At 71.7% G+C, this 11725-nt stretch carries 8 protein-coding genes and 1 pseudogene; 7 read left to right on the top strand and 2 right to left on the bottom strand.

The genetic code is table 11. The annotated features are described in order from the left end of the window. From GT042_RS34045 to holA, 4 genes are all read left to right on the top strand, one after another. Positions 1-977 (top strand): MBL fold metallo-hydrolase (locus GT042_RS34045; protein ID WP_161312549.1); only part of this gene is annotated, 977 nt, incomplete at its 5' end. Positions 978-1320: 343 nt separating this feature from the next. After that, the gene (locus GT042_RS34040) at positions 1321-2205 is read left to right on the top strand and encodes a YceI family protein (protein ID WP_161312548.1); all 885 of its coding nucleotides are present in this window, start codon (positions 1321-1323) and stop codon (positions 2203-2205) included. Positions 2206-2261: 56 nt separating this feature from the next. Continuing rightward, positions 2262-2507 (top strand): hypothetical protein, encoded by a 246-nt coding sequence (locus GT042_RS34035; protein ID WP_161312547.1) that lies wholly within the window; start codon positions 2262-2264, stop codon positions 2505-2507. Between the two features lie 134 nt (positions 2508-2641). Continuing rightward, positions 2642-3628 carry a DNA polymerase III subunit delta gene (gene holA / locus GT042_RS34030; RefSeq protein WP_161312546.1) on the top strand — a complete coding sequence of 329 codons (987 nt, stop codon included), beginning with the start codon at positions 2642-2644 and terminating at the stop codon, positions 3626-3628. A 369-nt stretch (positions 3629-3997) separates the two neighbouring features. Here holA and rpsT read toward each other — a convergent pair whose 3' ends face one another. Continuing rightward, entirely contained in the window at positions 3998-4264 is a 267-nt protein-coding gene (gene rpsT / locus GT042_RS34025; RefSeq protein ID WP_161312545.1) for a 30S ribosomal protein S20, read from the bottom strand. Between the two features lie 202 nt (positions 4265-4466). Between rpsT and lepA the strand changes: the two genes are divergently transcribed. Then, entirely contained in the window at positions 4467-6335 is a 1869-nt protein-coding gene (lepA, locus tag GT042_RS34020) for a translation elongation factor 4 (protein WP_161312544.1), read from the top strand. 238 nt (positions 6336-6573) lie between these two features. Continuing rightward, positions 6574-8463 (top strand): long-chain fatty acid--CoA ligase, encoded by a 1890-nt coding sequence (locus GT042_RS34015; RefSeq protein ID WP_161312543.1) that lies wholly within the window; start codon positions 6574-6576, stop codon positions 8461-8463. 100 nt (positions 8464-8563) lie between these two features. On the opposite strand, the gene GT042_RS34010 is transcribed toward GT042_RS34015, so the two are convergent. Then, positions 8564-9148, bottom strand: coding sequence for a response regulator (locus GT042_RS34010; protein WP_161312542.1), 585 nt, complete (start codon positions 9146-9148; stop codon positions 8564-8566). Positions 9149-9404: 256 nt separating this feature from the next. On the opposite strand from GT042_RS34010, the pseudogene GT042_RS34005 reads away from it, so the two are divergent. Next, a pseudogene (locus GT042_RS34005) lies at positions 9405-11508 on the top strand (ATP-binding SpoIIE family protein phosphatase). The last annotated feature ends 217 nt before the right edge of the window (positions 11509-11725 follow it).

Here is an 11725-nt window from a genome sequence, read left to right as displayed (position 1 = left end):
GCGCCGAGGCCGGCTGGCCCGGGGGGTGGTGGGGCGGGCTGCTGCTGGCCGCCCTGACGGTTCTCGTCCTGCTCGCCGCCCGGCGCGTCCCGCGCCATCCCTGGACCGCCGCCGGCTGCGCGGTGATCCTGCTGCTCGTGATCCTGCGGCCACCCCCGCTGACCCGGCTGGTGACGGGATGGCCGCCGCCGGGCTGGACGGTCGCGATGTGCGACGTCGGCCAGGGCGACAGCACGGTCCTGGCGGCCGGGGACGGTACGGCCGTGGTCGTGGACGCCGGGCCCGATCCGCTGCTCGCCGACCGCTGTCTGCGGGACCTCGGCGTCACGCGTGTCCCTCTGCTGCTCCTCACCCATCTGCACGCCGACCACGTCGCCGGACTGCCGGGGGTGTTGCGGGGCCGCGCGGTCGGCGCGATCCAGACGACGCGGCTCCAGGAACCCCGGGACCAGAGCGCGTTCGTCAGGAGAACGGCCGCCGCCGCGGGGGTGCCCGTCGTCCGGGCGGGGCCGGGGGAGCGGCGCCGGGTCGGGCCGCTGAGCTGGCAGGTGCTGTGGCCCCGGGCGGATCCGGTGCCGGGTGAGCCGAACGACGCGAGCGTCACGCTGTTCGTGCGCGTCGCGGGCGGCCCCACGTTGTTGCTCCTGGGAGACCTCGAACCCCCGGCGCAGCAAGGCCTGTTGCGTGACCATCCGGCGCTACCGCCCGTGGACGTCCTCAAGGTCGCCCACCACGGCTCCCCTTTCCAGTACCCCGGCCTGCTCAGGGCCGTCCGCCCACGGCTGGCCCTGATCTCCGTCGGTGCGGAGAACCTGTACGGGCACCCCTCGCCCCGGACGGTCGGTGCCCTGCGTGCCGGGGGCGCGGCGGTGCTCCGTACGGACACCGACGGGGCGATCGCGGTCACCGGAACGGGGCGCGGTCTGCGCGCGGTGCCGCGCGGTTCGAGGGACGGCCCGAGGGACCGGCCGGGATGACGGGGGGAGGATCGGGATGCGGAGGTGGGCCGTTGAGAATGTCTTGATCTCGTTGTTCGCGGCCAGGGGTGGGGTGGGGGGCGTCGCGGTGGCCTTCCGGAGGGGACGGGGGGTGTTGGCCAGTCGTGACAGGGGTCGCGGGGGCGGGCACGGGGTTCTGGGGACCTTGATCGGACACGGTTCAATAACGGCTGGTAATACCGGACTCCGTACTCCGGCGTACGTTTGCCTCGAACGTCGCAGGGGTGATCGAATGCCTATTCGTCATGGGCCGCCGCCCTGCCGAGGACGTACTGCCGTGCGCGGCCCCGCAGAGCCCGAAACGCACAGGGGTACGTAGCGCATGATCAGTCGCCTGCGCGGCCGACGGACGGCCGCTCACCAGAAGAGCAATCCACTCGCGGGACTGACGGTGCCCACCGGTGCGGGCCTGCTCACCTGTCGTGTCCTCGATCCCGTCAACGAGCCCGTCCGGCAGGCCGAGTTCACCGTCACCGACGGGAACGGGCGCAAGATCGTGAGTGGCGAGACCGATCCGTTCGGGACGATCGTGGCGATGGTCCCGAACGGTGAGTACCGGCTCGCGGTGTCGGCCGACAGCTTCAGCTCGTACCGGGGCAGTGTCTCGATCGCCGAGGACGGCCAGCACGCCGGACTCGGCGACATCACCCTCCAGATCGCCCCCTCGCTCCCGCTGCCCGCCCCCGGCGAGTGGGAGATCGAACCGGCCCACTCCCGCATCGGGTTCATCGCGCGGCACATCGGACTCGCGCGGGTGCACGGGCGGTTCGACAACTTCGCCGGGGCCATCCGGATCGGCGAGACCATCGAGCAGTCGGCGATGCACGTCATCATCGGCGCCGCCTCGATCGACACGAACGTCCAGATGCGCGACGACCACCTGCGGTCGGCCGACTTCCTCGATGTGGCGAATTACCCGACGCTGGAGTTCTACAGCGACCGCTTCGCACACCGCGGCGGGAACAACTGGGCGATCTCCGGGGCGCTGACCCTGCACGGCGTGACGCGTACGGTCACCCTCGAAGCGCAGTACCTCGGCATGGGCAACGGCATGGAGGGCGAGACCCGGGTGGCCGTCCGCGCCTCGACCGAGCTGCACCGGGAGGACTACACGGTGAACTGGCAGTCCATGCTGGCGCGCGGGATCGCGGTGGTCGGCTCCAGCATCAAGATCGACCTCGACATCCAGATCGTCCCCAAGGGGTAGCGGGGGACGCGGGGGAAGCGGGAGACCGGCGACCGGGGAACGGGGAGAATGTGGGGGTGAGCGACGTGAGACATGTGCTGGTGCTGCCCGACCGCGACGCCGCCGAGGAGGTGGCGCGGGAGCTGGGCGAGCGCTTCGCCGTGACCGAGGAGCCCCAGCTCGTACGGGACGCCCTGGCCGGCGAGGACGACGCGGAGGACGCGCAGTGGCTCGTGGTTGTGGAGGACCCCCGGGCCCGCCTGGACACCGCCGCGCTGGACGCCTTCGTCGCGGACTGGGACGGGTGGCGCGAGGCGCCGTAAGGCGTGTCCGCAGCGCGCCGTAGGGCGTGTCGCGGAGGGGCGCCGGACGTCGTGGGGGGTCCGCCGGCCGGGCCGCGCGTGGTCGGTGGCCGGGGGCGGGGGAGTGTCGGTGGGGCGTGCCATGCTGGTTCGCGATGGCCACCAGAAAAGCTTCCCCCGACGACCTGCTCGCCCCCCTCACGCTCGCCGTGGGCCAGGAGGACCTGCTGCTCGACCGCGCCGTGCAGCAGGTCGTGGCGGCGGCCCGCGCCTCCGACGCCGACACCGACGTCCGTGATCTCACCTCCGACCAGCTCCAGCCCGGCACGCTCGCCGAGCTGACCAGCCCGTCGCTCTTCGCCGAGCGCAAGGTCGTCATCGTGCGGAACGCGCAGGATCTCTCCGCCGACACGATCAAGGACGTCAAGGCGTACCTGGACTCGCCCGCCGAGGAGATCACGCTGGTCCTGCTGCACGCGGGCGCGGCCAAGGGCAAGGCGCTGCTGGACGCGGCGCGCAAGGCGGGCGCGCGGGAGGTCGCGTGTCCCAAGACCACGAAGCCCGCGGAGCGGCTGAGCTTCGTCCGCTCCGAGTTCCGCGCGCTGGGCCGCTCGGCCACCCCCGAGGCGTGCCAGGCCCTCGTCGACTCCATCGGCAGCGATCTGCGGGAGCTGGCGAGCGCGGTCTCGCAGCTGGCGGCGGACGTGGAGGGCACGATCGACGAGGAGATCGTCGCGCGGTACTACACGGGCCGCGCGGAGGCCTCCTCCTTCACGGTCGCGGACCGTGCCGTGGAGGGGCGGGCTGCCGACGCGCTGGAGGCGTTGCGCTGGTCGCTGTCGACGGGGGTGGCGCCCGTGCTGATCACCAGCGCGCTCGCGCAGGGCGTCCGGGCCATCGGGAAGCTCTCCTCGGCACGGGGCGGGCGGCCCGCCGATCTCGCCCGCGAGCTGGGAATGCCGCCGTGGAAGATCGACCGGGTGCGCCAGCAGATGCGCGGCTGGACCCCGGACGGGGTGGCGGCGGCGCTGGTCGCGGTCGCGGAGGCGGACGCGGGGGTGAAGGGCGGGGGGGACGATCCGGAGTACGCGCTGGAGAAGGCGGTCGTCGCGATTGCGCGTGCGGCGCGGGCGGGTCGGTAGCGAGGCCCGTTGTCCGTGTGCGTGTGCGTGCGTGCACGCGTGCGTCCGCGGGGCCGTACGGGCGACCGGCTCGGCCTGCGGCCTCGCTGCGTCCTCAATCGCCGGACGGGCTGGTATGTACTCCGGGCGGGTCGGAGAAGTGCCGCCGGGCGGGGGCGGACTGCACTGTGGGCCGGCGGCGTGACGAAGGCCCCGGGGCCGTCCTGGGAGAGGACGGCCCCGGGGCCTTCGACGTCAAACCTGTGTGGATCCGCACCCGCGTGGCGAACGCAGTCGTGTGTGGATCCTGGGTCCGCCGGTCAGGAGCGGTAGAGAGGGCCCGCTGGGTCCCTTCCGGCGATCACATCATGTGGAGCGTGGAGCGGGTGCTCAGGCCTGGAGGGCGGCGACCTTGGACGCCAGCGCCGACTTCTTGTTGGCGGCGGCGTTCTTGTGGATGACACCCTTCGAGGCGGCCTTGTCGAGCTGGCGGGACGCCTCGCGAGCGGCCGCGGTGGCCTTCTCGACGTCGCCCTCGACAGCGGCCTCACGAGCCTTGCGGATCGAGGTCTTGAGCGCGGACTTGACGGACTTGTTGCGCAGGCGCGCCTTCTCGTTCGTCTTGTTCCGCTTGATCTGGGACTTGATGTTCGCCACGAATGAGCCTTTTCAGGTTTGATGATCTTCGAGTGAGTGTCCTGGGCCGAGACGGCACGGGACACAGCTGCTCAGGCTACCAGTCACCGCCGACGCGGCCCAAACCGGTCGCAGCCCCGTACCCGTGGGACGATAGGGGCTACGTATCGATCCGAGTCGACCCGAGACGAGACGCCGCGCGTCTCAAGAATCAGGACCCTGCGTGCCCGCGACCCCTACCCACGTGCCCGAGCCGAGCCGTACGGACCCGGCGCTGCTCCGCAACTTCTGTATCATCGCGCACATCGACCACGGCAAGTCGACCCTCGCCGACCGGATGCTCCAGCTGACCGGTGTGGTCGACTCGCGGCAGATGCGCGCCCAGTATCTCGACCGGATGGACATCGAGCGCGAGCGCGGCATCACGATCAAGTCCCAGGCGGTCCGGCTGCCCTGGGCGCCCAACACGGGCGACGACGTGGGGAAGACCCACGTACTGAACATGATCGACACGCCGGGCCACGTGGACTTCACCTACGAGGTCTCCCGCTCGCTCGCCGCCTGCGAGGGCACGGTCCTCCTGGTGGACGCCGCGCAGGGCATCGAGGCCCAGACCCTCGCCAACCTGTACCTGGCGATGGAGAACGACCTCACGATCGTCCCGGTGCTCAACAAGATCGACCTGCCGGCCGCCCAGCCCGAGAAGTTCGCCGAGGAGCTGGCCAACCTCATCGGCTGCCAGCCCGACGACGTCCTCAGGGTGTCGGCGAAGACCGGCGTCGGCGTGGACGCGCTGCTCGACCGCGTGGTCAGGGACGTACCGGCGCCGGTCGGTGACGCCGACGCGCCCGCCCGCGCGATGATCTTCGACTCCGTCTACGACTCGTACCGCGGTGTGGTCACCTACGTCCGTGTCATCGACGGCAGCCTCAACAAGCGCGAGCGCATCCGGATGATGTCCACCAACGCCACCCACGAGCTGCTGGAGATCGGGGTCTCCTCCCCGGAGATGACCCCGGCCGACGGCATCGGCGTCGGCGAGGTGGGCTACATCATCACCGGCGTGAAGGACGTCAGGCAGTCCAAGGTCGGCGACACGATCACCACCCTGAACAAGGGGGCGACCGAGGCGCTCGGCGGCTACAAGGACCCCAAGCCGATGGTGTTCTCCGGCCTGTACCCGCTGGACGGCTCGGACTACCCCGAGCTGCGCGACGCCCTCGACAAGCTCCAGCTCAACGACGCCGCGCTGGTGTACGAGCCGGAGACCTCCGCGGCCCTCGGCTTCGGCTTCCGCGTCGGTTTCCTCGGCCTCCTGCACCTCGACGTGATCCGCGAGCGGCTGGAGCGGGAGTTCGGCCTCGACCTGATCGCGACCGCGCCCAACGTCGTCTACCGGGTGGTGATGGAGGACCGCAAGGAACACATCGTCACCAACCCGAGCGAGTTCCCCGAGGGCAAGATCGACGCGGTGTACGAGCCGGTCGTCAAGGCCACGATCCTCGCCCCGAGCGAGTTCATCGGCTCGATCATGGAGCTGTGCCAGGCGCGCCGCGGCACGCTTCTCGGCATGGACTACCTCTCCGAGGACCGGGTGGAGATCCGCTACACCCTCCCCCTCGCCGAGATCGTCTTCGACTTCTTCGACCAGCTGAAGTCCAAGACACGCGGCTACGCCTCGCTCGACTACGAACCGACCGGTGAGCAGTCGGCCCAGCTCGTGAAGGTCGACATCCTGCTCCACGGCGACAAGGTCGACGCCTTCTCGGCCATCACCCACCGGGACGCGGCGTACGCGTACGGCGTGCGGCTCGTCGCCACGCTGCGCGGGCTCATCCCCCGCCAGGCCTTCGAGATCCCGATCCAGGCCGCGATCGGCTCGCGGGTCATCGCCCGCGAGACCATCCGCGCCATCCGCAAGGACGTCCTCGCCAAGTGTTACGGCGGTGACATCTCCCGTAAGCGGAAGCTGCTGGAGAAGCAGAAGGAAGGCAAGAAGCGGATGAAGATGGTCGGCAGCGTGGAGGTCCCGCAGGAGGCCTTCATCTCGGTGCTGTCCAGCGACGAGTCGGGCGGCAAGGCGAAGAAGTAGGCGCGCGCCCGCGAAGGGCGCCCCGAAAAACAGGCCCGCGCACTCTGTCGGCGGGCCCCACGCCGTGGCGTGCGGGCCCGCCGGCCGCCTTCCGGGGAAGCGGCGGCGCGCAGGCACTTACGTACCGGCCGGGCGGCCTCTAGTCTGATCACAGATCGGTAGTTACTCGCGAGTTAGTTACTCGACAGTTGGAACAGCAGTCCGTCACACAGCGCTGCGGACGGGCCCGGAGGATGCCGTGAGCGACACACAGAACTTGATCGAGAACCGGCCGCCCTCCGTGGCGGTCCTCTTCGTTGAGCGCGTGGCGGCCACGCCCGGCGCGGAGGCCTACCGCTACCCGGTCCCCCCGGCCTCCGGCGAGGGCCCCGACGACTGGCGTTCGCTGACCTGGGCCGAGGCCGCCGAGCGGGTGTACGCCGTCGCGGCCGGCCTGATCGAGCTGGGCGTACGGCCGGAGGAGCGCGTCGCGCTCGCCGCCGCCACCAGCGTCGACTGGATCCTCGCCGACCTCGGGGTGATGTGCGCGGGAGCCGCGACCACCACGGTCTACCCGTCCACCAACGCCCAGGAGTGCGCGTACATCCTCGCCGACTCCGCGAGCCGGGTGCTGATCGCGGAGGACGGGACCCAGCTCGCCAAGGCGCGGGAGCGCCGGGCCGACCTGCCGGACCTCGCGCACGTGGTGGTCCTCGACGCGGCCGACGCGGTCCCCGCCGAGGGTGACCCGGACGGCTGGGTGCTCTCCCTCGCCGACCTGGAGAGCCGCGGGCGCGAGTTCCTCGCCAAGACCCCGGACGCCGTCACGGAACGGCTCGGCGCCATCCGCTCGGACCAGCTGGCCACCCTCATCTACACGTCGGGCACCACCGGCCGTCCCAAGGGGGTACGGCTCCTGCACGACAACTGGTCGTACATGGCCAAGGCCACCGTGGGAACGGGCCTGATCCGGGCCGACGACGTGCAGTACCTGTGGCTCCCGCTCGCCCACGTCTTCGGCAAGGTGCTCACCTCCGGGCACATCGAGGCCGGGCACGTCACCGCCGTCGACGGCCGGGTCGACAAGATCATCGAGAATCTGCCGGTGGTCAGACCGACCTACATGGCCGCCGTGCCGAGGATCTTCGAGAAGGTCTACAACGGGGTCGCCGCCAAGGCGCGGGCCGGCGGCGGCGCCAAGTACAAGATCTTCCAGTGGGCCGCGGGACTCGCCCGCGAGTCCGCCAAGATCTCCCAGGACAACTTCCGCCGTACGGGCAGGGCGTCGCTCCCCTTCGCCCTCGCCGCGAAGCACAAGGTCGCCGACGCGCTCGTCTACGCCAAGCTCCGCGACGCGTTCGGCGGCAGGCTCCGCGCCGCCGTCTCCGGCTCCGCCGCGCTCGCCCCCGACATCGGCTTCTTCTTCTCCGGCGCCGGGATCCACATCCTGGAGGGCTACGGACTGACCGAGTCCAGCGCCGCGAGCTTCGTCAACCCCGGCGAGGCGTACCGTACCGGCACCGTCGGCAAGCCCCTGCCCGGAACCGAGGTTCGGATCGCCGACGACGGCGAGATCCTGCTGCGCGGCCCGGGGATCATGTCCGGCTACCACGGGCTGCCCGAGAAGACCGCCGAGGTGCTGGAGGCCGACGGGTGGTTCCACACCGGTGACATCGGCGAGCTGTCCGTCGACGGCTACCTGCGGATCACCGACCGCAAGAAGGACCTGATCAAGACGTCGGGCGGCAAGTACATCGCGCCGGCCGAGATCGAGGGCCAGTTCAAGGCGGTGTGCCCGTTCGTCTCCAACATCCTGGTGCACGGCGCGGACCGTAACTTCTGTACGGCCCTGATCGCGCTCGACGAACCCACCATCCTCGGCTGGGCGGCGGAGAACGGGATGGCGGGCAAGGCGTACGAGGACGTCGTGGCCTCAGCGGCGGTCGTCCAGCTCATCGACGGCTACGTCCAGCGGCTCAACGAGGGGCTCCAGCGCTGGCAGACGGTCAAGAAGTTCCGGCTGCTGCCGCGCGACCTGGACATCGAGCACGGCGAGCTGACCCCGAGCCTCAAGCTCAAGAGGCCGGTGGTGGAGCGGGAGTACAAGGACCTGCTGGACGAGATGTACGCGGGAGCCAAGGCGCTCTGAGCCAAGGCGTCCTGACGCGGACGGGGCGGCCGGCCGGATTCCGTACGGCCGCCCCGCGTCCGCCTCGTCCACCGCCGTCCACCGGCCTGCCGCCGGCCGCCTACTGGCCCCGCTCGCGCCGCAGCTCGCCCAACGTGTCCTCGATACGCCTCAGTTGATGGCCCAGGACCGCGAGATCGTTCGGGTCGCCCTGCGCCAGCTCCTTCTCGATCGCCGCCAGCCGGTCCCCGATCCGGCCCAGCTGCTCCTGCTCCCGGGCCAGCAGCCGTTCCAACTGGCGCTTCCCCCGGTGCAGTTCGAGGAAGACCCGGACCTTGGCCCGCAGCACCCACGGGTCGAAGGGCTTGGTGAGGAAGTCGGCGGCCCCGGTCGCGTACCCCCGGAACGCGTAACCGCCGTCGGTGTCCGACCCGTTGAGGAAAATGATCGGTATGTCCTTCGCGTGGTCGAGCCGTTTGACGGCGGTGGCCGTCTCGAAGCCGTCCATGCCCGGCATCCTGACGTCCAGCAGGATCACCGCGAACTGCTGCCGCCCCAGCGCCGCTAACGCCTCCTCGCCCGAACCGGCCCGTACGAGAGGCTCGTCGAGGGAAGCCAGGACCGCTTCCAGCGCGACGAGGTTGTCCTCCATGTCGTCCACGAGGAGGATGCTCGCGCGATCCTCGGCGGGCGCGGTTCTGCTCATTCCGGGCTCCTTGTCCGGCCCCTGTTCGGCCAGCGAGGCAAGAATGCTCTGTCCGGGGCGAGTTCGCACGCCGTTCCGGCGGTTTGGTCGCGGCCGGTCGGTGTCACTTCCATGACTCGGCGCGTACGGACGGCCTCCGTCTGTCACTCTGTCGGGATCGTAAGCGGCGCAACGCCAGAACCGGAACCGGACCAGGAGCCGCACAGTGGGTCGCATTCCGATCCCGCGCGAGACGACACGTCGACCGGCACCGCAGGTGCCGTTACGCAAGGACGCGCGGTCCACGTCACGAACCAGCCTGCCCGGCAACCCGCTCGCCCCGGCCGCCGCCCGCCGTTTCGCGCGGGCCGCGCTGGCGGACTGGACGAGTCTCGGGCTGCTGGCCACCTGCGTCTTCTGCCAGGGGGAGAGCGGCTGTTCGCCCGGACAGCACAGCACGGACCTGCTCGCCGACGACGCGGTGCTGATCGTCGACGAACTGGTCACCAACGCGGTGGTGCACGCGGGCACCGACGTCGAACTGCTCTGCCGGCTCGAAGACCCCGCGCAGGACCCCTCCGCGAGCGACGACGGGCCGGACGAGGTGGGCGCGGCGCTGGTCCTGGAGGTGTCCGACCACCATCCGGCCCGGGGCGTGCAGAGCGACGGGCGGGGGCGTGCGCCGACGGGAACGCCGGAGTACGGGCGGGGCCTCGAACTGGTCGCCGCGCTCGCCGAGCGCTGGGGCATCACGTACCGGTCGGGGACGAAGACGGTGTGGGCCCGGTTGCCGCTCGATGTGAGAGATGGGGCGGGAGAGGCCCCTGGGGCCCCTGGGGCCCCTGTGACGGCTGGGGAGAGCCCTCGGGGCACCCGGGCCGACGGGGAGGTCCCTGGGGCCTCTGAGGCCCCTGAGGGCACCGGTGTCGGCGGGGGCTCTGGTGGGCCCGAGGGCCGAGCCGGCGGTACGGCGGGAACTGCGCGCCGCCGAGATCCTGACCCCCGCGCCCCGCCGCGCCGTACGGGACGACCCCGACTGGGTCGGCCGCGCCGCGCTCTCCTTCCTCGCGGAGGCCTCCGACCTGCTCGCCGGACAGCTCGACGAGGACCTGGTCGCCGCGCTCGCCTGCCAGCTGCTCGTGCCCAGGCTCGCGGACTGGTGCGCGGTCTGGCTCGACGTCGAGGGCGGACAGGCCGGGGCGCCGCCGCGGCTCGCCCGGGTCTGGCACGCCGAGGAGTCCCGCATCGACGACCTGCGCGCGGTCCTGGAGCAGGAGTCCCTGCGGAAGGAACTGCCCCGGCTGCCGGAGTCCCTGCGGGGCGGGTCGGTGCCGGTGTCCGTGCCCTTGCCGTGGCCGGCGGGCTCCGGCGACGACGGCGCTGACGCCTCGGCCGGCGGTACGGAGGACGAGGGCGCCGCCCTCGCCTGCCGGCTCGTCGCCAACGGGCGTCCGCTCGGCACGCTGCTGCTCGGCGGGGCCGGCCGTACGCGGGTGCCCGACGAGGTGTCCGCCCTCGTCGAGGACTTCGCGCGGCGCGTCGCCCTCGCGATCGGCGCCGCGCGCCGGTACACCCGGCAGGCCACCATCAGCCGGGTCCTCCAGCGGGGACTGCTGCCGAGCCAGGTGGCGCGCATCCCCGGCGTCGAGAGCGCCCTCGTCTACGAGCCCAGCGACGAGGGGCTCGCGGGCGGCGACTTCTACGACATCTTCCCCTGCCCGCCCGGCGGCCGGTGGTGCTTCATGCTCGGCGACGTCCAGGGCAGCGGCCCCGAGGCCGCGGTCGTCACCGGGCTCGCCCGCCCCTGGCTGCGGCTGCTGGCCCGGGAGGGGTACCGCGTCGGCGCGGTCCTCGACCGGCTGAACCGGCTGCTCCTGGACGACGCGACGGAGGCGGCGGCCGCGGTGGCGGCGTTGCCGGACGGAGGGCCTCGTGAGGAGAACCGGCCGCGGTTCCTGTCGCTCCTGTACGGGGAGCTGGTGCCGCTGCCGGGCCCCCGTGGGGGTGCGCGGTGCACGCTCGCCAGCGCGGGGCATCCGCTGCCGTTGCTGCTGCGGCCCGACGGCACGGTCACGGCCGCCGCGTCGCCGCAGCTGCTGCTCGGGGTCGAGGAGAACGCCTCGTACCAGAGCCGCACGTTCGACCTGGCCCCCGGGGACACGCTCCTCTGCGTCACGGACGGCGTGACCGAGCGGCGCTCGGGGCGGCGGATGCTGGACGACGGGGATGGGTTGGCGCGGGCGTTGGAGGGGTGCGTGGGGCTTTCCGCGGAGGGGGTGGCGGAGCGGATACGGCGGGCAGTGCATGACTTTGACGGGGTGCCGCCGGGGGACGATGTGGCGCTCCTGGTCTTCCAGGCGGAGCGCCTTCCGGCGGGGTGAGGTGGTCTGGGGCGGTGCTCGTTGCACTCGCTTGTCCTCAATCGCCGGACGGGCTTGTTCGTGGCCTGTGCCCGGTGCTCGGGCGCGGCTTACTGATGTCCTCAATCGCCGGACGGGCTGGGTTTGTCGTGGTGACGGGGGGCGGGGCCTCCGGAGGCACGTATGTCCGGACTGCATGTTTTACGGCGCGTTCGGGGACTCCGAACATTCACGGTAG

Source organism: Streptomyces sp. SID3212 (genome assembly GCF_009865405.1).
Classification (GTDB): domain Bacteria; phylum Actinomycetota; class Actinomycetes; order Streptomycetales; family Streptomycetaceae; genus Streptomyces.
Note: the sequence above shows the minus strand (reverse complement) of the source record. Positions and strands in the feature narration are given on the sequence as shown.

What these genes read in the sequence shown, in the direction of transcription:
- GT042_RS34040 (WP_161312548.1), top strand. Translation starts at nt 1,321, where the DNA reads ATGATCAGTCGCCTGCGCGGCCGACGGACGGCCGCTCACCAGAAGAGC.
- holA (WP_161312546.1), top strand. Translation starts at nt 2,642, where the DNA reads ATGGCCACCAGAAAAGCTTCCCCCGACGACCTGCTCGCCCCCCTCACG.
- GT042_RS34010 (WP_161312542.1), bottom strand. Translation starts at nt 9,148, where the DNA reads ATGAGCAGAACCGCGCCCGCCGAGGATCGCGCGAGCATCCTCCTCGTG.